The sequence below is a fragment of the Arthrobacter sp. 2MCAF15 genome (assembly GCF_052115605.1).
Classification (GTDB): Bacteria; Actinomycetota; Actinomycetes; order Actinomycetales; family Micrococcaceae; genus Arthrobacter.
Genome location: NZ_JBFRGZ010000001.1, coordinates 104017 through 129227, shown reverse-complemented (window position 1 = coordinate 129227; position 25211 = coordinate 104017). Strand labels below are relative to the sequence as shown.

The following is a 25211-nucleotide window of genomic DNA, read 5'->3' as shown; positions in this document are numbered from 1 at the left end:
TGCAGGCGGCGTTGCCGGGCGCCTGCGGCTGCGCTGGGCCGAGGCGCCCGGAAGGGCGGCGGGCGGGTGTAGATTCGTGCGGTGAAAGCGTCCCTCTACCTGGTGTTGGCCACCTTGTTCTGGTCCGGCAATTTCGTGGTCGGACACGCTGCGGCCGCCTCAATGACGCCCCTGGAACTGACCTTCTGGCGCTGGACCCTGGCCGCTGCGCCGCTGCTGCTCCTGGCCCACTGTGTCGAGAAGCCGGACTCGCGCGCGGTGCTGCGCCGCTGGCCCGCGCTCCTGGTGCTGAGCGTCCTGGGCATGATCGGCTACACACTGCTCCTTTACGGCGCACTCGGGTACACGTCCGCTATGAACGCTGCCCTCATTACGGCCGCGAACCCGGCCCTGATCGTGGTGATGGCGATTCTCCTGCTGCGGGAGCGGACCACCCGACTGGGCTGGCTCGGCATCTGCCTTGGCCTGCTGGGTGTGCTGACCGTACTGACCCGGGGTGACCTGGCACGGGTGTTCAGCCTCTCCATCAACACCGGCGAGCTCATGATGACCGGCGCGATCCTCGTCTGGAGCTTTTACACAATCATTGCCCGCCGGCTGGATGTGCCGGCCATCTCGGCCACCGCCGTGCAGGTGGTGATTGCGGCCGTGATGCTGGCGCCCTTCGCCCTCGCCCTGAACGTACGGTTCCCCGATACCTCGGCCGAAGGCTGGTCACTGGCGTATATCGCACTGTTCCCTTCCTTGGGTTCCTACCTTTTCTGGAACCTGGCGCTGAAGACCACGCCGCCGGGAACCGCGGGAAACTACCTGAACCTGATGGTTGTCTTCACAGCCATCATTACCGTGATGCTGGGGACACCGCTCAGCCTGGTGCAGATCGCCGGCGGCCTCATGGTGGTCGCCGGCGTCCTGCTGACCGGAATCAAGGGCACGCCATCGGTCACGCTGGAAGAATCCGGGCACAGCACTGCCCGGGCTGCGCGCCCCCCTGCTTCCTGAGATCTTCGATGGCCAGCGCCTCCACCCGGCCCGGGTCGATTCCCAGGGCCGCAGTGGCCCCGCCGAGGAAGGCCCCGTTCATCGCGCAGACCACGTCCGCGTGGCCGGCGGCGAGGCGGTGGAACGGGCAGTTCAACAGCACCAGTCCCCCGGCGCCGTCGTCCGCCGGGCAGTAGCCCTGCCCCACCAGGAAGTCCGCGAACGGGGTGGCACCGCCCTGCGGGCCGGCGGCTTCCGGCGCCGCCCCGCCTCCGGTTGCACGGGCTGCCTCTTCACCCGCCGACTCCCCCTTGGCGCGGGCCGCCCGCAGCAGGGCATCCCGGGCAGATCCGCCGTCGCTGCCCGCAGCCTCGATCGCCGAAACCAGCAATTCTGCGGCGAGGTCATAGTGGCGGTCCGGGACGGAGGCCGCCACCTCGTCCACGGCGGCCCGGTACAGCTTGGCGGGCCGGCCCGAGCCGGGGCCCTCCCGGCCCCCGAGCTTGCGGAACTCCACGGCCAGCAGCCCGTCCTTCACCAGCCGGTCCAGGTGGAACGACGCTGTGCTGCGGGCCAGGCCTACGGCCTTGGCGGCGTCGTCCCGGCCGACGGCGCCTGCCGCCGAGGCGACGAAGTCGAACAGCCTCCTGCGGGTCTCGTCGCCCAGGGACGCGACCGCCGTGAGCCGGTTATTCCACGGAAGTTTGGTCATGAACCAAGAATATCTCTAAAAACAAGAATCATTGCTTAATCGTCAGGCGGGGTTCTAAAATCTAGATATCAACTTTTAGAAGGAGCGTGCCATGAAAGCTTCCCCAGTCCTCGCCACGTCGGCCCAGCAGCTCAAGGCGGACCCGCACCGCCAGGCCTTCCTGCTGCTGCGGACCGTCTTCACGGTGGCGCCGATCCTGTTCGGCCTGGACAAGTTCACGAACCTGCTGACCGACTGGACCATGTATCTGGCTCCGGTGGCGACGTCGGTAGTCCCGCTTCCGGCCCAGACCATCATGTACATCGTTGGCGTGGTGGAAATCCTCGCCGGGGTGATGGTGGCGCTGCGCCCGCGCTTCGGGTCGGCACTCGTGGCCGCCTGGCTGCTGGGCATCATCATCAACCTGATTGTCCTCGGCAGCTTCTATGACGTCGCGCTGCGGGACTTCGGGCTGCTCGTGGGCGCCCTGGCCCTGAACAGGCTGTCCCCGCGCAGGTCCGCGCAGGCGGCTGCGTAGCGCAGGTTTGCCCGGCTGCTACGCCAGAATACAGACGGCGCGCGGAACGACCTCGATGGTCATCGGGAGCGCCCCGATCCGCTCGCCGTCGGCGTAGGCCACAATATTGCTGGCCGCGAGTTCCACCGTTCGGACCCGGCGAATGTGCACGGCGGGGTGGCCCACGTGCCTGCCGGAAAAGACCTTGGGGAACACGGCCAGCAGGCCGGCCCGGGACAACCGGCTGACAACAAACAGGTCCAGGCGGCCGTCATCGAGCACCGCCCCCGGAACGATCTTCATCCCGCCGCCGATCGACTGGCCGTTGGCCACGGAAATCAGCATGGCCCGCTGCCGCCACCGCTCGCCGTCGGCAGTCACCGTGTATTCGATGGCCCGGAACGAGGCCAGCTCGCGAAGCATGGCGAGCTGGTAGCGGATCTTGCCGCGCGGCCAGCGCCAGTCATTGGCCCGTTCGTTGACGGCGGCATCGAACCCGGCCGAGACGGCGCCCGCGAACCAGCAGGAAGTTCCTCCCGTGGTGATCCTCCCGGCGTCGATCATCCGGCCGCCGTCGGCCAGGGATTGCAGCACCCGTCCGCAGGCCGCCGGGAGGTTGTGCAGCGGTAGTCCCAGCGCCCGCGCCATATCGTTGCCGGTCCCGGTGGGAATGATGCCCAGCGGAACCCTGCCCCCGTCCCCCGCAACGGCGAGCGCGTTGAGCCCGAGGTGGACCATGCCGTCGCCGCCCACCATCACCAGGGCATCCACTCCCGATGCCAGCGCTCCCTCGACCGCCTGCGCCAGCTCTGAATAACTCTCCTCGCACAGCAGCAGGACATCCGCTCCGGCGGTCCGGAAATGCGCCGCCGCTTCCTTCCCGGCATGCCGCCCCCGGCCAAAGGATGCGCGCGGGTTGACGGCGACGGCGATTATCATGCGCGCAATTATGCCAGCCGCCGGGAACCATCCCGGTGCGCGCGCTCGTTATTCCTCCAGCCGGTTAAACTGGGCACGCCGGGCGCCCGCGAACGGTCCGGCATCCTCAGCGCCGGCACCAACGATGAAAAGGATCTCTGTTTGACGCAGGGCAGCAGCTCGCATTACCAGGTCCTAGGGATCCCCGTGACGGCGACGGAGAAGGACATCAAAGTGGCGTACCGCAAGGCCGCCCGGCTCGCCCACCCGGACCAAGGCGGCGATCCCGCAGCGTTCCGGCGCGTCACCCTCGCCTACGAGACGCTTATCGATACCAAGCGCCGTGCAGACTATGACCGTTCCTATGGCAGCGCATATTCGGCTCCGGCCGGCGACGAGGGCGCCCACTTCGATGCGCCGGCCGCGGGCAGCCGGGCCTCGGCCAACGTGCGCCGCCCCAACACGCCGCGGAACACGGCGGCGGACGCGCCCGTCTATGTTCCCCCGTTCGAGCAGTTCGACGCGGTGGCCGCGGTACCCCTGATACCCGCCGGCGTGGCCCGGCAGCAGGTCCACGGAATGCCCCGAAAGCGCGGGATCTTCGGGGCCGAGGCCCGGATCCAGCGCGAGATGCGCACCGTGCAGCTGATCAGCAGGCAGATACTGGCCGCCATTCCGGCGGCGCGCCTGATCAACGGGCTGCAGTCCCCGGCGGACAACAGCCACATCGACCACGCCGTCCTGGCGGGGTACCGGCTCGCGATCATCGGGTCCATGCTGCTGCCGCCGGGCGCGTACGCCTGGAACGGGAGCACGCTGACGCACGGCGGACGATCCGTCGCCCCGCCCCAGCTGGCCCACGTGGTGCGCCGGATGCAGGACATATTTCCCGAGCTCAATGTCACGGGCTGGATTGTTGTCCACAGCACGGACGGCAATCTGCACCAGCCGGTGATCGACCGGCACCGGCGCACAGCCGGGGGCCAGGGCGGCGGGTACGCAGAGGGTTCGGGGCTTGTCGAGGTGGTCAACGCCGCCGGACTGGCCCGCGGCCTCAAGCAGTTCCTCAGCTCGGGACCGGCACCCAACACGGTCAACGTTCCCGTGCTGGCGCGCCTCCTTGGTGGAATGCACTAGCCGGCGGCTCGCTAGGATGGACAGGTGTTCCGCATCCTCTTCCACACCCCCGAAATCCCCGGCAATACCGGAAACGCCATCAGGCTGGCAGCCATCACGGGCGCCGAACTGCATCTGGTGGAGCCGCTGGGCTTTGATTTTTCCGATGCCAAGCTGCGCCGGGCCGGCCTGGATTACCACGATCTCGCCGTCGTAACCGTGCACCCGGACATCGACGCGGCCTGGGCGGCGCTGCAGCCGGAGCGGGTCTTTGCCTTCACCTCCGACGGCGAAACGACGTACACCGACATCCAATACCGCGCGGGCGATGTCCTTCTGTTTGGTCCTGAATCCGTGGGCTTGCCCGAGGAGATCAAATACAGTCCGCGGGTGACGTCCCGCGTCCGCCTGCCGATGCTGCCGGCGCTCCGCTCGCTGAACCTGGCCAACGCGGCGTCCATCGCTGTCTATGAGGCGTGGCGGCAGAACGGGTTCGCGGGCGCCAAGCTGTAACGGGTCCACCGCGGGGAGCCGGCAGGACCGTTGGCTGCCCCGGGTGAGGAGCCCGCGGCAAAGAATCCTGCAGGCACCGCCCATCCGGGTTCAGGGTCGCACCGAATCACTTCTGAAGGCGGACACAAGACCGTCAACTCAGCACGTTTTTTGGGGACAAAACGGAAGGAAGCGAGGAGAGGCGGGTGAGAACAGTACATCTGGAACGAGCCCCGGTGGATAGACACCCTGCGCGGGAGGCAGGGCCCGGCCCGTCGCCGCATGCAGCACCTCTTGGCCCGCGGGCGCCCATTGGCGCCTTATGCTTGGGGGTGATGGATACTCCGAATGCCCCGAACCCCGAGGCCGCAGCACCTGCGGGTACCTCAGCCGACATCAACGGCCGGCTCGGCAGCCTGCTCGAACTGATTGCGCAGGGCGACCAGGCAGCGTTCGCGGAATTCTACAGCCTCACCTCGAGGCGCGTATTCGGCATGGCCCGCCGGGTCCTGATCGACACCGAACTCAGCGAGGACACCACGCAGGAAGTCTTCCTGCAGGTCTGGCAGAACGCTTCCAAGTTCAATCCCGCGGCCGGCAGCCCGCTCGCCTGGCTGATGACCATCTCCCACCGCAGGGCCGTTGACAAGGTCCGCTCATCGCAGTCCGCCACCGACCGCGAAGCCAAGTACGGCGCCAGCAGCCAGGAAATCGACCACGATTCCGTCTCTGACGAGGTCGGCAGCCGGCTCGAGGCCGAGGCCGTGGTCCGGTGCCTGGAGACGCTCACCGAGACGCAACAGGAGTCCGTGCGCCTGGCATACTACGGCGGCCTCACCTACCGCGAAGTGGCCGAGCGGCTGAACGCCGCGGTTCCTACCATCAAGTCCCGCATCCGCGATGGACTAATCCGACTGAAGACCTGCTTGGGGGTGAGCTGAATTGACCGACATGAATCCGCATGACAACAGCCGCCTCCCCGGCGGCTTCACCGCAGAGATCTCCGCTGACCTGGCTTCCGGGCGCCTCGTGGACCTTGCCGAGGTATACGCCCTCAACGCCGTGGACGACGCCGAACGCGCCGCGATCGAGCACTTCCTCGCTTCCGCACCGGCAGCAGAGAAGAATGCCTTCAACGAGCGTGTCCGGCAGGCCCGGGAGACCCTGGCCGCCAGCTTCACCGCCGAGGAAGAGCCCCCGCCCGGACTGTTGGACCGGATCATGTCCACCTTGCCGGCGCAGACATCGGTGCAGGCCCCTGTGGTGGTACCTTTGCCCGGCACGGGACCGGGGACCGCGCCCGTGATGCCGAATCCGGTTGGCGAGAGCTCCGGAGTGCCCGCCACTGACGAACTCGGTGCCGCCCGCAAGCGCAGGGAAGAACGCCGCCGGCCTCAGGGCATGCGGAACTGGCTTGTCGGCGTCGCCGCTGCCGGCGTGATCGCCCTCGGCGGCGTGGGAGTGAGCGCGTATGTGGCCAACCAGAACGATCCGCTGAACCAGGTGATGCAGGCCAGCGACGTCCGCCAGGCCACCGTTGAGGTCAACGGAGGCGGTACCGCGACGGTCACGATTTCCGCGTCCAGGGACGCCGCCGTCGTCAAAATGAACGGCGTCCCGGCTCCGCCCGCGGGCAAGGTCTACCAGATGTGGCTGATCCCCAAGGACGGCTCGGCACCGATATCGCAGGGCCTCATGGACGCCAAAGCCCTGGCCAAGCCCGCAGTGGTCAAGGGCATCGGTTCCGCCGCAGCCCTGGGCATTACCGTGGAACCCGAGGGCGGATCCGCGTCGCCAACGCTGCCGACCGTGGCAGCAGCGCCGCTGAACGCCTAGCAGTCCGGCGGGATACCCGGAGCCGCACGACTCCAGGTATCCCTGAGACGACAAAGCCGCCCGGCCTTGGCTCCTTCCGTAGAAGGGTGCCAAGGCCGGGCGGCATTGTCGTCTTTAAGGCATCAAACGACGGCGTTGCTGCCCCGCCCGTACAGCTATAAGACCGTCGAGAGCAGCATGACCAGGCCGAAGCTGATCACGGAGATCAGCGTCTCCATGACCGACCAGGTCTTGAACGTCTGGCCCACGCTGAGTCCGAACAGCTCCTTGACGAGCCAGAACCCGGCGTCATTCACGTGCGAGAAGAAGAGCGAGCCGGCGCCGATCGCGAGAGCCAGCAAAGCGGCGTGGGTCGGTGTCAGTGAACTCGCCAGCGGTGCCACGATGCCGGCGGCGGTCACGGTCGCGACGGTGGCCGAACCGGTCGCCAGGCGCAGGGCAACGGCCACGATGAAGCCCAGCACAAGGACGGACATGTTGGTCCCCTCCGCCCAGGCCTTCACGGAGTCCCCCACGCCGGCGCCGATCAGCGTCTGCTTGAAGCCGCCGCCCGCGCCGACGATCAGCAGGATTCCCGCGATCGGGCCGAGGCTGGCGCTGATCTTTTTCGTGATCAAGGCACCATTGAGTCCCACGGCGTAGCCGAAGGTCACCATGGCCAGCAGGACGGCCAGCGTCATGGCCACGAGCGGCTGGCCGACGAAGTCGAAGAACATCCGGATGGCCGGGGCCGTCTTGGGGTCCGGCCAGATGATGTCCACGACCGCCCTGAGGAGCATGAGCACCACCGGGAAGAGAATGGTCAGCAGCGTGACGAGGAAGCTCGGCGGGCGCTTGACGCCCTCCATGTCCGCGCCGTGCACGGTGTCGACGCCGCCGGCGACGGCGGGGGCGCCAACCGGCACCCACCTGGCCGCGAGGCGCGAAAACAGCGGACCACAAATGATCACCGTGGGGATGGCAACCAGGATGCCGAGGGCCAGCGTGGTGCCGAGTTCGGCCTTGACGGCGCTGATCGCGATCAGCGGTCCCGGGTGCGGGGGCACCAGGCCGTGCAGCACGGACAGGCCAGCCAGCGCCGGGATGGCGATGCGCATGAGCGGCATCTTCGAACGCTGCGTGACCAGGACGATCACCGGCAGGAGCAGGACGAGCCCGATCTCGAAGAACATCGGCAGGCCGATGATGACTGCCACTAGGGTGATGGACCAGACCAGCTTGTTTCCGGTGGCCTTGGCCAGGAGGGTGTCGACCACCCGGTTGGCGCCGCCGGAGTCAGCGAGCAGCTTGCCCAGCATCGCGCCGAGCGCGACCAGCAGGCCAACTTCCTTCAGGACGCCGCCCACACCGTCTTCGAAGTTGATGATCACCTTCGCAGGTTCCACGCCGGCGGCGAGGCCGACGAAACCGGACCCCAGGATCAGGGCCAGGAAGGGGTGGAACTTGAACTTGGCGATCAGCACAACGAGCAGGGCGATGCCCAGGCCCGCGATGATCAGTAGTTGGGTGTTGACGCCGGACCCGGCTTCAACGGCAGCCGGAAGCTGCATTGCTATCAGAGATTTCACAAAAATTCCTTGGTCGCGGCAGAACGCGGGAAGGCTCAGGGCCTGGCGTCGGCAGCGTCGAGATTAAGTCGGGTGATGATTTCCTGGGCTTCTTCCGCAGGCGTTGCGGAGACGGACAGGGAAATAGAGTTTTCGTCCGGCGTGGGCGCTTCGAGCGCGTCGAACTGGGACTCCAACAGGGCCGGGGGCATGAAGTGCCCGTGACGGGAGGCCAGCCGGTCCGAGATTTTGTCCCGTGACCCCTCGAGGAACACGAAGACCACCCCTTCGCCGCGCAGGATGTCCCGGTACCGCTTCTTAAGCGCCGAGCAGGTCACGACGCCGGGAGTCCCGGCCTCTGTGTGGGCACGGATCCAGTCGGCGATACTTTCCAGCCAGGGCCACCGGTCCTCGTCGGTCAGCGGCTGGCCTGCGTGCATCTTCGCCACGTTTGATTCGGGGTGGAGGTCGTCGCCCTCGGCAAGGTCCCAGCCCAGCCGGCCGGCCAGCAGTCCGGCGACAGTTGATTTGCCGGATCCGGAGACGCCCATGATCACAAGAACGGGGTGTTGCGCAGTCTTCGCCATCAAAGTCTGCCTTCCATCAAATAAATATGATTTAAACAGAGGCCAGCTTATGGCAGAGGTTGTGCTGCGGCAACACTAGAACCCGGCGATGGTCCCCTGGCCGTTGACTGTTACGACATGGAACGCCTCGGCGCTGCGTCCGGCGGGAAGTCCGGCACGGGCCCCGGTGCCGAGCATCAGGCCGCGGACCGTGCGCTCCATGGCGTCGACGTCGGGGTGTTGGCTGACGTGGATATGGATGGCGGCAAGCTTGCTGTCCACGTGCTCCGTGACGTCCACGAAGTGGTTTTCGCGCTCTTCCGGCCCGGCGAAGAGCCACAGCCAGGGCAGCTTGTAGGCCTCCAGCCCGGCCTCGGCCAGCTCCGGGTACGCGAAGGGGTTTTCCAGCGCGGGGTACACGGCACGGGTCACAGCCTCCCCCACGGCCAGGTGATCAGGATGGCTCTTCTGGATCCGGTTCCAGTTCCGTTCCGGATGCATGGACACCACGACGTCGGGCTTCAGCTCACGGATCAGGCGCACCACCTCGCGCATCACCTCATGCGAGGGTTCGAGGTAGCCGTCCCGCTGATGCAGGTAATGGATGTCAGTGACGCCGACCAGGGCAGCGGCGCGCTCCTGCTCCGCAATGCGCAGCCGCACGATTTCCTCGCGCTGCCCGGGATCAAAGCCCCCGGCGTCGCCGTCAGTCATGATGCAGTAGCTGACCTGGACTCCGGCGGCGGTCCAGGCCGCCACGGTGCCGGCGGCGCCGAAGTCGATGTCGTCAGGGTGGGCCGTGAAACAAAGCACCCGCTCGATCCGGGAGGTTTCCGGGTCGAACGGGCTTTGCGCCGGAACGGCGTTGGTGTTCATGCGGTCAGCCTTTGCGCTTCTTGATTTCCGCGGTAGCCTGCGGCAGGACCTGGAAGAGGTCGCCCACAACGCCGAAGTCCGCGATCTCGAAAACCGGCGATTCGGCGTCCTTGTTCACGGCGACAATCACCTTCGCGGTCTGCATGCCGGCTTTCTGCTGGATGGCCCCGGAAATTCCTGCGGAGATGTAGAGCTGCGGCGAAACCGTCTTGCCGGTTTGGCCGATCTGCGCGTCGTGGCCGATCCAGCCGGCGTCCGTGGCGGCCCGCGAGGCGCCGATGGCCGCGCCCAGGGCGTCGGCAAGGTCCTCCAGCGGACCGAAGTCGCCGTCCACGCCGCGGCCTCCGGCCACGACGATCCGGGCCTCGGTCAGGTCGGGGCGTCCGCTGGCAGGCTTTTCGCTGCGGGCCGTGACCCGGGCGGCGGCCGCGGTGGCATCGGCAGGAACCTGCACGGTGGTGCTTTCCGGCGCCGTGGCGGTGACCGCGGGCTCGGGCGTGACGCTGTTGGGCTTCACGGTCAGCACCGAAACGGGCGTCGTGGCCTTCGCCGTGGTGGTGTAGGAGCCGGCAAGCACCGATTTGTGTGCTGTTCCGTCCGGGTCCACGGCCACGACGTCGGTGATGACACCCGCGCCGAGCTTGATGCTGAGCCGCGCGGCGATCTCCTTACCCTCGGCCGAGTTCTCGGCCAGGACCACGTCCGCCCCGGCAGCGCCCACGGCGGCAGCCAGGAAGGATGCCTTGGGTCCCACGAGGTAGTCGTCGAGGTCAGCCGCGGACGGGACGTACAGCGCGCCTATGCCGTAGGCCGCCAGGGCCGAGGCGGCGTCGTCGTGCAGTTCGCCGTTGACGGCAGCAACACTCTCACCCAGGGACCGGGCGATCGTGAGCAGTTCCAGGCTGGACTTCTTCAGCGCCTTGCCGGGGTTGTCGATGAAAACGAGTACTTTTGCCATATTCGGTTAATCCCCTTAGAGCAGCTTCTGGGCGGCCAGGAACTCGACCAGCTGGATGCCGGCGTCGCCTTCGTCCGTGATGATGGTGCCGGCCGTGCGCGGCGGGCGGGCCTCTGCGGTCTCGACGCCGGTCCAGGAACCGGACGCGCCCACCTGGGCCGCGTCGACGCCGATGTCGGCCAGGCTCAAGGTGGTGATGGTCTTCTTCTTCGCCGCCATGATGCCCTTGAAGTTCGGGTACCGGGGATCATTGATCTGGTCGGTGACGGACACGACGGCGGGCAGGTCGGCCTCAATGGTGTCCGCGTGCGTGTCGCCGTCGCGGCGGGCGGTGAGCTTGCCGGCGTCGAGCTCCAGCGATGCGGCAAAGGTGACCTGCGGAAGCCCCAGCCGCTCAGCGAGCTGGGCAGGAACCAGCGAGGTCTCGCCGTCCGTGGAGGCCATGCCGGTGATGATGAGGTCCGCCGGGGCGTCCGCGCCCAGGTGGCGGATCGCGGCGGCCAGGGCCAGCGACGTGGCCGCGGCGTCGGAACCGGCAAGGGCCTCATCGCTGAGGTGCACGCCTTCACTGGCGCCGATCTGGAGGGACTTCTTGACCGCATTGACGGCGCCGGCCGGCCCCATGCTCAGGGCGATGACCTTGTTGCCGGCAGCTTCCCCGCCGCGGGCCTCGGTCAGCTGCAGCGCAGCCTCCAGGGCGTACTCATCCAGCTCGGACAGGATGCTTTCGGAGCGGTCCACGGTGTTGGCCCCACCGGTGAGGTGACGGTCGAACTGCGCATCCGGGACGTGCTTGACCAGCACAATGATTTTCAAAGTTTCTTCCACTGTGTCTACAGCAGCCTTCCATGCGGGTGGATAGCCGCCCCTGGCGGGGTCATGGCCACGGAACGCCCGGCAGCCGGGCTGTTCCTAGCTAACCATATAGCTGCCCAGCAACGCGGCCACGGTTAACGCCTGTGTCAGCGCCCCCGCCGGGCAAGCCGGACCACCAGTCCCCACCGGCAGAGGACCGGCACGCAAAAGGCCGGGCCGCACCATTTCACATTCGGTGCGGCCCGGCCTTGCTGTCACTGCCTGCCGTGCTTTTTATTGCAGTGGTTCTACTGTTCTGGTTCTACTGTTCTGGTTCTACTGTTCGGGTGCAGTGCCGAGGGTAACGTCGAGATCCTTCTGCTGGCCGCCGCGCAGGACCGTGACCTTGACCGTGGCACCCGCCGCCTGTTCGCGCACTGCTGCGGTCAGCTGGTTGGGATCGCTTATGGTCAGGTTCTGGAACTTCGTCACGACGTCGCCGACCTTGACCCCGGCCTTGTCAGCGGCCGAGCCGGACTCGACGGTCGCGACCTCAGCGCCCACCGAGAACCCGGAGGAGGACGAGCCTGCGGCCTTGGCCTTCACGCTTACGCCGAACTGCCCGTGCGAGGCTTTGCCGTTGCTGATGATCTCCTGGGCCACGCGCTTGGCGTTGTTGATCGGGATGCTGAAGCCCACACCGATGTTGCCGCTGCTGCTGCCGGTGGCCGAGTCGCCGCCGGCGGAGGCAATCGCGACGTTGACGCCGATGATTTCGCCCTTGGTGTTCACCAGCGCGCCGCCGGAGTTGCCCGGGTTGATGGCCGCATCGGTCTGGATGACGTTGATCGAAATGGATCCCTGATCCGCGGTGCTGGGGGTCTGGCCGCCGCCCGGAGGCGCGAACTGGAAGCCCTGGTCACCGCCCTGGGAATTGTCCGCACCGTTCTTCGGCGCGGCCGAGGACGCCACGCTGATGGTCCGGTTCAGTGTCGAGACTATGCCGTCCGTGACCGTGCCGGTGAGTCCCAGCGGCGATCCGATGGCGACGGCGGTGTCCCCGACGTTGAGCTTCCCGGAGTCGCCCAGCGTTGCCGGGACCAGGCCCGAGGGATTATCGATCTTGATCACGGCGAGGTCGGAGAGCGGATCAGTGCCGACGACCTTCGCGGAGAAAACCTTGCCCTCGCTCGTCCGGACCTCCACGGTGGCGTTAGCGGCCTTGCCGTCGAGCGTGACAACGTGGGTGTTCGTGAGCACGTGGCCCTCGGCGTCGAGGATGATTCCGCTGCCGGTGCCGCCGTCACTGCCGCTGGTTGCCTTGATGGTCACAACACTGGGAGAAGCCTTGAGGGCGGCGGCGGTGATGGCGTTGACGTCTTCGCGGTTGTTGACGATCACCGGCCCTGCCTGGGTGGTGCTGCTTGTGGCCGCCGTGGACGAACGGTCCGCCAGCAGGGCGTTGCTGCCAGCCACCACGCCGCCGCCGATCAGGCCGGCCGCAACGATGCTGGCCACGAGGGTCGGCACGCCGAAGGCCGCCTTGCGCTTGGGGGCATGCGCCGGGTTGTTCGCAAAGCTCGAGCCGGAAGGATAGGACGGCCCCTGCGGCGGCTGGCCACCGGAGTGGGCAACGTAGGGTGCAGGACCGTACTGGGACTGGCCATACTGCGGCTGTCCGTACTGGGCCTGGCCGTGCTGCGCCTGGCCGTAAGGCGGGTGGGTGGGCTGGTCGGGCTGGCCGTGCCCCTGGCCGGGCTGGGACGATCCGCCGTAAGGGCCCGCCTGCTGGGCCTGATTGATCGGGGCCTGAGTATTCTGGGCCTGAGTATTCTGGGCTGAATTTTGCTGGGCGGGTGCGCCGAACTGCTGGGTATCCGCGGCGGAGCGCTGGGGCTCGGAGGGCTGCTGCTGGTAGACCGGACGCGGCGCGCCGTCCTCGGCGCGGTCCAGCCGGAGGGTCGGGTTCTCAGGTGCCGGGCTCGCCGGGCTACCGGGCGCCGCCTCGGACGCACCAACAGCATGCGTCTGCTCCGGTGAGCCCTCCTGCGCTGCCGCTGGTTCCCGGTTCTGTGGTGTCGGCTCCGGTGACGCACCCGGCACTGGGTTCTCAGTCATGAGACTTCCTTTCATCCTCGTCTGCCTATAACTATGGACGCTCTGGCTGACACTAGAGCGGACATTTGCTGGGAGGTTCCTGAACGGATAGCTTGCGGCCTGCAGGCCTGTGTTTCCCAGTTTAGGCGCGTTTCGCTGGTGGCATATTCCCCTAGGTGGACTGCCATTTGGGTGCACCATAGAATCAAATGGAAATGCCACAGCGACCTGCGGCTTTACATCTGCGTGGGGGCGCTGCTGCTTTCTGTGACGGCTGGTTCGACCGAACCGGTCCCAGAAGTGCTGAAGGGTTGCACATGCGGTCTAAGTTGAATCGTTTCCTCGCCGTCCTCGGCGTCGCTGGATTGCTGGCGCTCCCCGCCGCTCCAGCTTTGGCCGAAGATCCGGTGACTATTCCGTCCGGGCAGAACATCGTGGACAGCGGCAACGTGCTCGGCGGCCGCAAGGCCGAGGTCCAGGACGCCATCCAGAAGCTCCTGAAGGACCACAAGTACAACCTCTATGTCATTACGGCAAAGACCTTCGAGAACCCTGCCGACCCCAAGGCGTGGGCCCAGGCTGTCGCAACGAACAAGGGCATGGGCAAGGCTGACGTCATCCTCACCATGTCCGACGACGGGCACTACTACTTCTCGCCCAACTCGGCCAGCGCGATCTACCCCAAGACGTCCGACATCACCCAGAACGCCATAGTCCCGAACCTGGCCGGCGGGAAGCGCGACTTCGCGCAGGCGGCCATTGATACCGCTGGCGCGGTGGGCGACGCGGCGTCCGGCGGCAGCGGCACTGTGCCCTCCGACGCCGGAGCGGGCAGCGCCGTCCTGGTGGGAGTCGGCGTCGTGGCCGTGGCAGGTGGCGGAGCTTACCTGTACTTCCGCAACCGCCGGAAGAAGGCCGGCAAGGGTGCCGGGGCGTCCTACGGACCCCAGGGTGCGGAGCTGGATCCGCTGGCGGGCCTGACCGTTGCTGAACTGCGCCGCAAGAGCGATTCGCTGCTGATCGAGGCCGATGACGCCATCAAGTCCAGCGAACAGGAACTTGGATTCGCCCAGGCCCAATACGGTGACTCGGCGGTGGGCAACTTCACCAAGGCGCTGCAGGAGGCCAAGGGGCACATGACGGAATCGTTCAAGCTGCAGCAGCAGCTGGACGACCACATCCCCGACACCGAGGAGCAGCAACGGAGCTGGCTTGGCGAAATCATCCGCCGCTCCGAGGCAGCTCTGGCATCACTGCAGGAGCAAAAGGCGGACTTCGATTCCCTCCGGGAGCTGGAGAAAAACGCCCCGCAGGCCCTCGCCGCCGTCGGTGCCGGAGCCGCGGAAGCCGAGGCCAAGATCGCCAGCGCCGAACAATCGCTGACGGACCTGCGCGCCAAGTACGCCGAGAGCGCCCTGGTCCAGGTTGCGGACAATATCAAGCAGGCCAAGGAACGCCTCGAATTCGTGCAGAACGCCTCAACCGCGGCGCAGGAAAAGCTCGCCGCCGGCGAGAACGGCCTTGCCGCGGTGGCTGTGCGTGCGGCCGAAGAGAGCCTGCACCAGACCAACGTGCTGATCGGGGCCATCACCAAGGTGGCTGGCAGCCTCGACGAGGCGCGCAGCGGCCTGGAATCCGCCGTCGTCGACACTGCCCAGGACCTGGCCCAGGCGAAAGCGATGCTCCAGTCCGGCGCCCATCCGGAGCTTTCCGGTCCGGTGGCCGCAGTGGAGGCAGCGCTGGCCCAGGTGAAGGCAGAAATCCAGGGCGGCAAGATCGATCCCATCGCCACCCTGGAACGCGTCGAAGCGGCGCACCAGACACTCGACCAGTCGCTGGGCGGAATCCGCGACCAGCAGGAACAGGCGCGCCGCGCCCAGGCGTCACTGCAGCAGAGCATCATGTCGGCCCAGGCCCAGATCAGCGCGACGTCGGACTACATCACCGCCCGCCGCGGCGGCGTGGGCACCGACGCCCGCACACGCCTGGCGGAAGCCCAGCGCAACCTGGACTATGCGCTGTCCATCTCCCGCACCGACCCGGTCACCGCACTTCAGTACGCCCAGCAGGCCTACGCGCTGGCGGCCCAGGCCGCGCAGCTGGCCCAGTCCGATGTTGACCAGTTCGGCGGCTACGCCAACCAGGGCTATGGCCGCGGCGGGATGTTCGGCGGCAGCGGCGGAGGCGGGCTCGGCGGGGCGATCCTCGGCGGAATCCTCATCAACTCAATCCTCCACGGCGGAGGCGGCGGAGGCTGGGGTGGAGGCGGAGGCAGCTGGGGCGGCGACGATTCCGGCGGAGGCTGGGGCGGCGGCGGCGACTTTGGCGGCGGCGGCGACTTCGGCGGCGGCGACTCCGGGAGTTTCTGACCCGTTGCCGCAACCGGACCTGAAACAGCACCGGGAAACAGCGATGCGATTCACCACAGACCACGCGCCGGCCACAACCGGCGGACAGCGACTAGAAGCGACACACATCATCTGATCACTGGATTCAGTGAGACATCAGAGCAGGACGAAAGGTAACACCATGGTTAAGCAGTCCATTTTCGGCCGCATGGCGCAGCTGGCAAAGGCCAACATCAACTCTTTGCTGGACCAGGCCGAGGATCCGCAGAAAATGCTGGATCAGATGGTCCGTGACTACACGAACAACATCGCGGAGGCCGAGTCCGCCGTGGCCCAGACCATTGGCAACCTGCGCATGCTCCAGGACGACTACAACGAGGACGTCCGCAACGCCCACGACTGGGGCAACAAGGCCCTCGCCGCGTCGCGAAAAGCCGATGAATACCGCGCCAAGGGCGACGCCGGCGACGCCGAGAAGTTCAACAACCTGGCCAAAGTTGCGCTGCAGCGCCAGATCGCCTCCGAGAACGAGGCCAAGGCCGCCGAGCCGAACATCGCCTCCCAGTCCGAGGTGGTGGACAAGCTCAAGCAGGGCCTGGACCAGATGAAGGGCAAGCTCAACGAACTGACCAGCAAGCGCAATGAGCTGGTGGCCCGGTCCAAGACCGTCGAGGCACAGAGCCAGGTCCACGACGCCCTCAAGAGCATCAACATCATGGACCCCACGTCCGAGGTGGGCCGCTTTGAAGAGAAGATCCGCCGCGAGGAAGCCAAGGTCCGCGGCCAGCAGGAGCTCGCCGCCTCGAGCCTGGACGCCCAGTTCAATTCACTGGAGGACCTGGGCGAGCAGACCGAGATCGAAGCCCGGCTGGCGGCGCTGAAGTCCGGCGGCTCCCCCGCGGCCATCGGCACGGGCGCCACCCCGGCTGCGTCCGACTCCACGGTGGACGAGGCAGACTTCGACAAGCTGTGACCTGACCCTTCCGGCGGACTTTGCCGGAAGTGCCTTCCGCACGCACGTTTGACCAGGGCCGGTCTCCGGCGGGTGCACCTGACTCCAGGTTCGCCCGCCGGGGGCCGGCCCTTGCCATTGCCCTTGCCCTTGCCCTTGCCCTTGCACCGTTACCGCCATTGCACGGTACCCGCGGCCGCGCGTGTACCGTGGTTTCATGTCTTCGACCCTTGTCTGGCTCCGCGACGACCTCCGGCTGGACGACAATCCCGCCCTGTCGGAGGCCGCGGCCCTGGGCACGCCACTGACCGTCGTTTACGTCCTGGATGAGGAGTCTCCCGGCGTCCGGCCCCTGGGCGGGGCGGTCAAGTGGTGGCTCCACCACTCCCTGGCCGGGCTCGCCGCGGCGCTGGAGGCCATGGGGTCCAGGCTGGTGCTCCGTCGCGGCCCGGCTGAGGGGATCATCAAAGACCTCGCCGCGGACACCTCTGCCGACACGCTGCTGTGGAACCGCCGGTACAGCGAGCCTGAGCGCAGCATCGACGCCGCCCTGAAGAGCTGGGCCGCTGAGGAGGGCATCAGGGCCACCAGCTTCCAAGCCAACCTCATGTTTGAGCCATGGACCGTCCGGACCGGCAGCGGGGGGCCCTACAAAGTCTTCACGCCGTTCTGGAAGGCCTGCCTGGCCGGCGCCGAGCCCCGGCAACCGCTGGCCGCCCCGGACCGGCTGCCTGCTCCGGCAGCCAGCAGTGCCGGCGGACCACCGGCCGGTGACACGCTCGAGCACTGGGGCCTGCTCCCCCGCGACCCCGACTGGAGCACGGGGCTGGCTGGCACCTGGACACCCGGGGAAGCCGGCGCCCACGGCCGCCTGATGGATTTCGTGGAGGGGCCGGCAGCGGAATATGGCACCGGCCGTGACATTCCCGGGGTCGAAGGCACGTCCCGGCTCTCCCCGCATCTGCGCTTTGGCGAARTCAGCCCCTTCCGGATCTGGCACACGCTGCGGGACAGTTTTCCGCCGGGCGCACCGGCCGACGTCGGCGTCTTCCGCTCCGAGCTTGGCTGGCGGGAGTTCTGCTGGCAGCTGCTGTACGAGAATCCTGACCTGGCGACGCGGAACTACCGGCCGGAATTCGACGGCTTTCAGTGGCAGCCGCCGTCGGGAGACGAGCTGGAAGCCTGGCAGCAGGGCCACACGGGATATCCACTGGTTGACGCCGGCATGCGCCAGCTCTGGCAGACCGGCTGGATGCACAACCGCGTGCGCATGGCGGCCGCGTCCTTCCTGGTGAAGAACCTGCTGGCGGACTGGCGGCTGGGCGAGGCCTGGTTCTGGGACACCTTGGTGGACGCCGACGCCGCGAGCAATCCGGCCAACTGGCAGTGGGTGGCGGGCTCGGGCGCCGACGCCTCGCCGTATTTCCGGATCTTCAACCCGGTCACCCAGAGCAAGAAGTTCGACGCCGCCGGCCGTTACCTCCGCGGCTACATCCCCGAACTGGCCGGCCTGGACGACAAGGCGGTCCACGAGCCCTGGAAGGCCCCTGACGGCGCCAACGGCTACCCTGGACCCATCGTGGACCTTGCTGAGACCCGGGCACGTGCCCTGGCCACATATCAGCGGCTCAAGGACGGCTGACGACGCTGACGACCGGCAGACGACCGGCAACCCGGGCCCATGAGTTCCGGCCCGGGTTGCGCCGCGCGGAAGAAGTGGCCACCTGCAGAGGTAGCAGTCCGCGGGGGCAAAAGGAAAGGCCCGGATCATCAGATCCGGGCCTTTCCTATATCTTGCAGTTTGTCCTGCTGGTGTTCCTCGGTTGCGGGGACAGGATTTGAACCTGTGACCTCTGGGTTATGAGCCCAGCGAGCTACCGAACTGCTCCACCCCGCGTCGCTTGATCAACTCTACCCTAGTTTCCGGGCCGCCCTGACCACTGCCCCATTCCTAGCCCTGGTGGGCGCAATCGGGGATGGCCGCCGGCCGACCGGGGCTCCTTTGGACACCATTCCGGCCCCTGCGTCCAGCCTCCTCGGCGCGTCCGTGCCAAAAGTGCCCCCGGACCGCATCCGGGGCGGGCCCGCGGCGCTTAAAGCAAAAGGTCCGGAACACTGTTTCCAGTGTTCCGGACCTTTTCTCCAGTTGCGGGGACAGGATTTGAACCTGTGACCTCTGGGTTATGAGCCCAGCGAGCTACCGAACTGCTCCACCCCGCGTCGCAAGATCAACTCTACCTGCCGGTGAACTTGAGGCCAAATCGAGGTGACGTGATGTGCATCTCGCCGCCCGCGGTAGCCGCCGTCGAACGCCACAGGCCGGGCCTGCCCTCTCTGTGGAGGGCAAACCCGGCCTGTGGTCTGCGTACGGCACGGGACCGGCTCCGCGCGGGGCTAGCCGCCCGCCGTCGCCGACGGGCTGGCCGACGGCGCCGGCGTGGCCGTACCGGCCGGTGCCGGGGTTTCCAGCTTCGCCTCGGCCTCGAGCGCCTTCTGCAGCGCCGCGGCCAGCTTCTTCTGCTGGTCGCCGTAGGTCGCGAAGTCACCCTTCGCCAGGGCGTCCTGGCCGGCCTTGATCGCGGCGCTGGCGTCGTCCAGGGCGGCCTTCAGCTCCGCCTTCGCGTCGGTGGTGCCAGGCGCTGCCGGTGTACCCCCGGGTGTGGTGGGCGTGGCCGGGGTCTGCCCCTTGTTGGCCGAGTCCCCTGCCGCGGCACCTGAGTTTCCACCGAACAGCTGGTTCAGCGCCTCATCCAGAGTGGGTGCGAACCCGATCTTGTCGCCGAACGCCACCAGGACGCGCTGCAGGGTCGGGTAGGAGGTTTCACCCGTAGAGCGCAGATAGACGGGCTGGACGTACGCCATGCCGCCGCCTACCGGCAACGTCAGGAGGTTGCCGTTGAGCACCGCGGAGGCACCCTGGCGCAGCAGGTTCAGGGCCTGCGAAACGGTGGGGTCGGAGTTGAACTTGTTCTGTGCCTGGCCGGGGCCGGGGACCTGGGTTTCCGGCGGGATTTGCAGGAGCCTGAGCTGGCCGTAGCTGTCCGCCTTGACGCCCTTCTGGTTGCCTGCGTCAGAGTCCGCGGCCAGGAAGCCGTAGAGCACGTTGCGGGCGTTGCCGTTGACCACCTGCGGGATGAACGAGGAGGTCAGCTGGAACGCGGGCTTGTCCTGGTCGGGCATCTTCAGCGACATGTAGTACGGCGGCTGCTTGACCTCGTCCTTGACGGTCGGGTCGTTAGGAACGGACCAGGCATCAATGTTGGTGTAGAAACTGTCCGGATTGGTCACGTGGTAGCGGCCCAGGAGCTCCCGCTGGACCTTGAAAAGGTCCTCGGGGTACCGCACGTGGCTCATGAGCTGGCCGGACATCTCCGAATACGGCTTCACCGACGTCGGGAAGATCTTCTCCCACGCCTTCAGCACCGGGTCCTGGTCATCCCAGGCGTACAGGGTCACGGAGCCGTCGTAGGCATCCACTGTGGCCTTGACCGAGTTGCGGATGTAGTTCACCGTGCTGTTCGGCAGGGCTACCGTCCGGTTCGCGGCGGTCTGCGAATCGGCCGTGGCCGCGGAGAGCTGCTCCTGCTGCGAGTATGGGAAGTACGGGCTCGTGGTGTATCCGTCCACGATCCACTTCACCCGGCCGTCGACGACGGCGGGGTAGGGGTTGCCGTCCACGGTCAGGTAGGGCGCTACCTTCTCGACGCGGTCCCGCGGGTTGCGGTCGTAGAGGATCTGGGATTCTGCGTTCACGCCGTCCGAAAGCAGCAGGTCCGAGGACTGGAACTTGATGGCGTAGAGGATCTTGTTGAAGAAGCTGCCGACGTTCGGGCCGCCGTTGCCGGTGAAGGTGTACTGGGTTTCGGCGTCGCCTTCCTTGCCCGCGGGCCTGTCCTGCTCGCGGTGCGCGGCGCCGGCCGGGGCGCCCACGATCGAGTAGTCGGGCGAGTCCTGGCCGAAGTAGATGCGGGGCTGGTACGTCGAATCGTTGCCGAGTGCGCCGTTGGACGGGATGCCGGACTGCAGGAAGTCCGGTTTGCCGTCAACGGTGAACTTGTTGCCCTTGGCGGCAACGACGCCGTAGCCGTGGGTGTAGACGACGTGGCGGTTCAGCCATGACTGCTGGTTGGTGGCCAGCCCGTCCGGGTTGAGTTCACGGACGGCGATGACCGTGTCCTGGATCTTGCCGTCGATCTCGTAGCGGTCCACATTCAGGGCGCTGGGGAACTGGTAATAGGGCCGGTACTGCTCAAGCTGGGAGAACGCATCCGAGATCAGGTTCGGATCCAGCAAGCGGATGTTGGCGGTGGTTTGCGCATCGGGGGCCAGCGCGCCGGTGGTGGCGGCAGTGGTGGCGTTGTACCGCTTTTCCTGGACCTTATCCAGGCCGTAGGCGGCACGGGTCATGGCGATGTTCCGCTGGATGTATTGGTTCTCCAGTGTCTGCTCCGAAGGCCGGACCTGGAATTGCTGGATGACCCAGGGGTAGACGCCGCCGGCCAGGATGGCCGTGATGATGAGCATGGCGGTGCCGATCACGGGAAGGCGCCACTTGCCGATCACCGCGGCGACGATGAACAGCACGGCGACGATCGCAGCGGCCACCGCCAGGATGGCCTTGGTCGGAATGACGGCGTTCACGTCCGTGTACAGCGCGCCCGCCCAGCGCCCGCTGTTGTTCTGCACTGTGGAATAGCGGTCCAGCCAGAAGTTGACGCCCATCAGCAGCAGGAAGGCTGTGCCGGTGACAGCCAGGTGGATCTGGGCGGCGCGGCTGGTGAAGATCCCGCGTTCCATGATCCGGATGCTGCCGTAAAGGTAGTGGGTGAGGATGCCGGCAAGGCCCGCGACCACCGTGACGCTGATGAGGAACCCGGTGACGAAACCGAGGAACGGAAGGGTCATGAGGTAGAAGCTGATATCCAGGCCGAACTGCGGATCGTTCTGGCCGAAGGGCTCCTGGTTCAGGAACAGCAGGACTTTTTGCCACTGGCTGGCGGCGGCGCTGCCGGCGAACAGGCCAAAGAGGATGGGAAGTCCAACCATCACCACGCGGCGGACCGGTTCGAGCTGGGCCTGATAGCGGTTCAGGTTGTCCCGGATTTCCGAATCGGGCGCGTACACCGGCCGCGCATGGTACGCCACGCGGATGGCGAAGAAGACGGCGGTAAACATGGCGGCGAACCCTGCCAGGAAGATCCCGATCCTGGCCAGGTTCTCGGTCATGAACACTTCGAAGAAGCCCAGCTGTTGATACCAGAGGACATCCGTCCAAACGTTGGCGAAGAAGATGAACCCGACCACTATCAAGGCCACGATGATCAGCGTCGGCGTCAGGGCGCCGCGTCGTGTCGGGGGTCTTCCGGGCGGGACAGTGCTGGCGGGACGGGACAAACTCGGTACCTCATAGCTGGTCGTCTACTGCTGGTTTTTAGTTATTAGTCGCTGCTGTAACTCAGTCCTGCGACTAAGTGCCGGCCGTGCCGGGGTTGATGCATTCTAGCGGCCGCCGCTGCCGTTCCGTCAGGGCCCTGCAGCAGGGTCCCGGCGGGACGGCGGCGGCCGTCATTAGTGCCACGACTGGGGCCGGCGCTTAGTTCCGCGGCCAGTCTAGTTGCTGGTGCAGACAGGGAGGCCCGATGTGTCGCCGCCTGACGCGGCCAGTTCCACCGCTTTGCGGGCCTCGGTGAGGTTCTCGACCCTGACCACCTGCAGGCCGTCGGGAATGTGGCCCACGACGTCGTCGCAGTTGGCCGCGGGGGCCAGGAACAAGGTGGCGCCGCCGGACCGCGCCCCGTGCATTTTCTGGGCGATCCCGCCGATGGGACCCACGGCACCGTCCGGGGTGATGGTTCCGGTCCCCGCGATGTGCTTGCCCCCGGTCAGGTCACCGGGGGTGACGGTGTCGATGATGCCGAGCGCGAACATCATGCCAGCGCTGGGGCCGCCGACTTTATCGAGGGAGATCGTGACGTCAAAGGGGAAGGTGAACTTGTATTGCAGCAGTACGCCGAGGATATAGCGCCCCGCGCTGTTTTTGGCCGGGGTGATGGTGACGGGCACCTGCGCGCCGGCGCGTTCCGCGACGACCTTGACGGGTTTGCCGTTCCCGGCGGCCAGTTCGGCCTGGACGACGGCCAGCGCTGTGATGGGTTTGCCGTTGATGGAGACCAGAACGTCTCCGTCCTGCAGCAGCCCCTTCGAAGCGGAGTCGTCCGGGAGGCCGGCGACCTGCAGTTTCTGCCCGAACGGAATATTCAGTTCTTTCATTGCCGAGGCGATGGCGTTCTCCTGGGAGGTCGTCATCGCGGTGGCGCTTTCCTGCTGGGACTGTTCCTTGGTGACGCCGGTCGGGAACAGGAGCTCCTGGGGGTAGACGGCCTTCGTGCCGTTCAGCCAAGCCGAAAACGCCTCGAAGACGGTCACCGGACCGCTCGGGCCGCCGTCGACATAGACGGTGGTGAGGTCCAGGCTGCCTTTGGCGGGAAACGTCTCATGGCCGGTAACGCTGATGACCGGTTTGCCGTTGTCCTGACCGATGGTGTTGAAGGTGGGCCCGGGAGATTCGACCACGTACGGCACCGGCAGGCTCACCGCAGTGATGCCCAGGGCCACGGCTAGCAGCCCCGAGACCAGCATGGCCGAGGACCGGTTGTTGCGCTTGCGGGGCGCACGAATGCCGGCCAGCCGCGCTCTCCTGCCCCGGACGGGGCCGGCCGCGGGGTCGCTGGCGGGCTGTTCACCTTGGGTGACTGTCATTGAACGACCTCTCCGTGCCGGCACGAGGGGCGGCCCTGACAAGCCTGACAGGACACCGCGACCACGCACCAGGGCCGCAGCCTACCGCGAGGCTGCCGCGTGCAAATATTCCAACTTCCAAGCCTACGCGCTTAGCACCCCGGACCGCTCTTTGCCTACAGCGAACGTGGCGCGGTTTCGGCAGACAGCCGCTCTCGCCGGGGGGTACCGTGAAAGTTGAGAAGCAGCCACACCGACGATCGGCGGGATCATGACCTCCAACCCACTCAATCCGTCCAATGGCGACGAGGAACCCAAGGATCCCCTGGCCGAAATGCTCAAGAACCTGATGGGCGGCCAGGGCATGGGCAATATCGACCCCGCCGAACTAGCCAAGGCTGCCGGCCTCCCGGACGATCCCAACCTCCTGGCCCAGATGTTCTCCCAGGTCCAGGCGATGATGAGCGCCCCCTCGGAAGGGCCCGTCAATTGGCAGCTGGCGCACGAGAACGCCCGGCGGGTTGCCGCCAGCGGATCCGATCCCTCGGTCACCGCCCAGCAGTCGAGGGAGGTCGACGAGGCCCTCCGGCTGGCCGAACTCTGGCTCGACCAGGTCACCGGCCTTCCGGCCACGGGCCTGATCGGCCGGGCGTGGTCCCGCGCCGAGTGGGTCGAGGAAACGCTCGGAACATGGAAGCGGCTGACCGAGCCCGTGGCCAACAGCATTGCCAATGCGCTCTCCGCCGCCATGACCGAGCAGATGCCCGAGGAAATGAAGTCCATGATGGGCGGCGCCTCCTCCATGATCCAGAACATGGGCGGCGCGATCTTCGGCATGCAGCTTGGCCAGGCGATCGGCGCGCTCTCGGCCGAGGTGGTCAGCTCCACCGATATCGGTGTGCCCCTGGCAGACCTCGAGATGGCTCTCCTGCCGGCCAACGTGGCGAAGTTCGGTGAGGGCCTCAGCCTGCCGGAGAACGACATCCGGCTCTTCCTCGCCGTGCGTGAAGCGGCGCACGCCCGCCTGTTCGTCCAGGTCCCCTGGCTGCGCGGACACCTGCTGGGCGCGATCGAGGCCTACGCCCGCGGCATCCACATCGACACGTCCAAGATCGAAGAACTCGCCCGGGAGATCGATCCCAGCAACCCCGAGGGTATCCAGGAGGCGCTCTCGCAGGGTGTCTTCATGCCGCAGCGCACGCCTGCCCAGGAGCAGGCCCTCGAAAAGCTCGAGACGGCCCTCGCACTGGTGGAAGGCTGGGTGGACGAACTGAGCTGGGGCGCGACAGAGAAGCTGCTGCCTAACGCCGCTGCCTTGCGCGAAACGGTCCGGCGGCGCCGGGCTACCGGGGGCCCCGCGGAGCACGCGTTTTCCTCACTGGTGGGGCTCGAATTGCGGCCGCGCCGGCTCCGGGAAGCGGCCACGCTGTGGGCCTCGCTCAAGAACGAGCGCGGCGTAGAGGGCCGCGACGCCGTCTGGCAGCACCCTGACCTGCTGCCCACAGCCGAGGACCTGGACGATCCGCAGGGCTTCAGCGAACGCCGGAAACTTGCCGAGGCCAGCGACAGCGAAGTGGACGACGCCCTGCAGAAGCTCCTTAACGGAGGATTCGACGAGCCCGCCGGCACCGAGGGCACCGGCACCGGCCAGGAGCCGGCTGCCAACGACGACGAGGCGGCCAGCAACGAGGACCGCCCCGACGGCGGAACAGAGAACGGCGGAACAGAGGACAGCGGAACAGAGGACAGCGGACCGGAAGAGGGCGGCAAGCCCAAGGCCTAG

At 67.0% G+C, this 25211-nt stretch carries 20 protein-coding genes and 2 tRNA genes; 10 read left to right on the top strand and 12 right to left on the bottom strand.

The genetic code is table 11. The features are described 5' to 3' along the window. Nucleotides 1–81 precede the first annotated feature (81 nt). Complete coding sequence (locus AB4089_RS00570; RefSeq protein ID WP_441407407.1) at nucleotides 82–1002, top strand: DMT family transporter; 921 nt, start codon at nucleotides 82–84, stop codon at nucleotides 1000–1002. On the opposite strand, the gene AB4089_RS00565 is transcribed toward AB4089_RS00570, so the two are convergent. Further along, nucleotides 944–1693 carry a helix-turn-helix transcriptional regulator gene (locus tag AB4089_RS00565; protein WP_441407406.1) on the bottom strand — a complete coding sequence of 250 codons (750 nt, stop codon included), beginning with the start codon at nucleotides 1691–1693 and terminating at the stop codon, nucleotides 944–946. The two genes, AB4089_RS00570 and AB4089_RS00565, sit on opposite strands and share 59 nt — an antisense overlap. Nucleotides 1694–1784: 91 nt before the next feature. Here AB4089_RS00565 and AB4089_RS00560 point away from each other — a divergent pair, with 91 nt between their 5' ends. Then, nucleotides 1785–2210: a hypothetical protein gene (locus AB4089_RS00560; protein ID WP_441407405.1), complete on the top strand. Its 426-nt coding sequence runs from the start codon at nucleotides 1785–1787 to the stop codon at nucleotides 2208–2210. An 18-nt stretch (nucleotides 2211–2228) separates the two neighbouring features. On the opposite strand, the gene AB4089_RS00555 is transcribed toward AB4089_RS00560, so the two are convergent. Further along, a complete protein-coding gene (locus tag AB4089_RS00555) occupies nucleotides 2229–3128 on the bottom strand; it encodes a diacylglycerol/lipid kinase family protein (RefSeq protein WP_441407404.1) in 900 nt (299 codons plus the stop codon). 141 nt (nucleotides 3129–3269) lie between these two features. On the opposite strand from AB4089_RS00555, the gene AB4089_RS00550 reads away from it, so the two are divergent. The 4 genes from AB4089_RS00550 (at nucleotide 3270) to AB4089_RS00535 (ending at nucleotide 6551) form a co-directional block, all read left to right on the top strand. After that, nucleotides 3270–4244 (top strand): J domain-containing protein, encoded by a 975-nt coding sequence (locus AB4089_RS00550; protein WP_441407403.1) that lies wholly within the window; start codon nucleotides 3270–3272, stop codon nucleotides 4242–4244. Nucleotides 4245–4268: 24 nt separating this feature from the next. After that, the gene (locus AB4089_RS00545; RefSeq protein WP_441407402.1) at nucleotides 4269–4736 is read left to right on the top strand and encodes a tRNA (cytidine(34)-2'-O)-methyltransferase; all 468 of its coding nucleotides are present in this window, start codon (nucleotides 4269–4271) and stop codon (nucleotides 4734–4736) included. A gap of 314 nt (nucleotides 4737–5050) precedes the next feature. Beyond that, on the top strand, nucleotides 5051–5656 hold the full coding sequence (sigK, locus tag AB4089_RS00540) for an ECF RNA polymerase sigma factor SigK (RefSeq protein ID WP_441407401.1): 606 nt from the start codon (nucleotides 5051–5053) through the stop codon (nucleotides 5654–5656). 10 nt (nucleotides 5657–5666) lie between these two features. Next, nucleotides 5667–6551, top strand: coding sequence for an anti-sigma factor (locus AB4089_RS00535; RefSeq protein ID WP_441407400.1), 885 nt, complete (start codon nucleotides 5667–5669; stop codon nucleotides 6549–6551). A gap of 155 nt (nucleotides 6552–6706) precedes the next feature. Here AB4089_RS00535 and AB4089_RS00530 read toward each other — a convergent pair whose 3' ends face one another. From AB4089_RS00530 to AB4089_RS00505, 6 genes are all read right to left on the bottom strand, one after another. Next, nucleotides 6707–8101, bottom strand: a complete 1395-nt coding sequence (locus AB4089_RS00530; RefSeq protein ID WP_441407664.1) for a GntT/GntP/DsdX family permease — start codon at nucleotides 8099–8101, stop codon at nucleotides 6707–6709. Nucleotides 8102–8154: 53 nt separating this feature from the next. Beyond that, nucleotides 8155–8685, bottom strand: a complete 531-nt coding sequence (locus tag AB4089_RS00525; protein WP_441407399.1) for a gluconokinase — start codon at nucleotides 8683–8685, stop codon at nucleotides 8155–8157. Between the two features lie 75 nt (nucleotides 8686–8760). After that, nucleotides 8761–9540 (bottom strand): PIG-L deacetylase family protein, encoded by a 780-nt coding sequence (locus tag AB4089_RS00520; RefSeq protein ID WP_441407398.1) that lies wholly within the window; start codon nucleotides 9538–9540, stop codon nucleotides 8761–8763. Nucleotides 9541–9544: 4 nt separating this feature from the next. Next, nucleotides 9545–10498: an electron transfer flavoprotein subunit alpha/FixB family protein gene (locus tag AB4089_RS00515; protein ID WP_441407397.1), complete on the bottom strand. Its 954-nt coding sequence runs from the start codon at nucleotides 10496–10498 to the stop codon at nucleotides 9545–9547. Nucleotides 10499–10513: 15 nt separating this feature from the next. Then, nucleotides 10514–11314: an electron transfer flavoprotein subunit beta/FixA family protein gene (locus tag AB4089_RS00510; protein WP_441407396.1), complete on the bottom strand. Its 801-nt coding sequence runs from the start codon at nucleotides 11312–11314 to the stop codon at nucleotides 10514–10516. Between the two features lie 315 nt (nucleotides 11315–11629). After that, nucleotides 11630–13411, bottom strand: a complete 1782-nt coding sequence (locus AB4089_RS00505) for a trypsin-like peptidase domain-containing protein (protein ID WP_441407395.1) — start codon at nucleotides 13409–13411, stop codon at nucleotides 11630–11632. Between the two features lie 296 nt (nucleotides 13412–13707). Between AB4089_RS00505 and AB4089_RS00500 the strand changes: the two genes are divergently transcribed. The 3 genes from AB4089_RS00500 to AB4089_RS00490 all read left to right on the top strand — a co-directional run bounded on the left by AB4089_RS00500 (nucleotide 13708) and on the right by AB4089_RS00490 (nucleotide 18332). Continuing rightward, nucleotides 13708–15759 (top strand): TPM domain-containing protein, encoded by a 2052-nt coding sequence (locus AB4089_RS00500; protein ID WP_441407394.1) that lies wholly within the window; start codon nucleotides 13708–13710, stop codon nucleotides 15757–15759. 160 nt (nucleotides 15760–15919) lie between these two features. Continuing rightward, nucleotides 15920–16711 carry a PspA/IM30 family protein gene (locus tag AB4089_RS00495; protein WP_441407393.1) on the top strand — a complete coding sequence of 264 codons (792 nt, stop codon included), beginning with the start codon at nucleotides 15920–15922 and terminating at the stop codon, nucleotides 16709–16711. Between the two features lie 196 nt (nucleotides 16712–16907). Continuing rightward, nucleotides 16908–18332: a cryptochrome/photolyase family protein gene (locus AB4089_RS00490; protein WP_441407392.1), complete on the top strand. Its 1425-nt coding sequence runs from the start codon at nucleotides 16908–16910 to the stop codon at nucleotides 18330–18332. 181 nt (nucleotides 18333–18513) lie between these two features. Here the strand turns inward: AB4089_RS00490 and AB4089_RS00485 are convergent. The 4 genes from AB4089_RS00485 to AB4089_RS00470 form a co-directional block, all read right to left on the bottom strand. After that, nucleotides 18514–18587: transfer RNA gene (locus tag AB4089_RS00485), tRNA-Met, on the bottom strand. A gap of 249 nt (nucleotides 18588–18836) precedes the next feature. Next, nucleotides 18837–18910, bottom strand: a tRNA-Met gene (locus AB4089_RS00480). Between the two features lie 174 nt (nucleotides 18911–19084). Then, on the bottom strand, nucleotides 19085–22084 hold the full coding sequence (locus AB4089_RS00475; protein ID WP_441407391.1) for a UPF0182 family membrane protein: 3000 nt from the start codon (nucleotides 22082–22084) through the stop codon (nucleotides 19085–19087). Nucleotides 22085–22300: 216 nt separating this feature from the next. Beyond that, nucleotides 22301–23449, bottom strand: coding sequence for a YlbL family protein (locus tag AB4089_RS00470; RefSeq protein ID WP_441407390.1), 1149 nt, complete (start codon nucleotides 23447–23449; stop codon nucleotides 22301–22303). A 250-nt stretch (nucleotides 23450–23699) separates the two neighbouring features. Between AB4089_RS00470 and AB4089_RS00465 the strand changes: the two genes are divergently transcribed. Further along, on the top strand, nucleotides 23700–25211 hold the full coding sequence (locus AB4089_RS00465; protein WP_441407389.1) for a zinc-dependent metalloprotease: 1512 nt from the start codon (nucleotides 23700–23702) through the stop codon (nucleotides 25209–25211).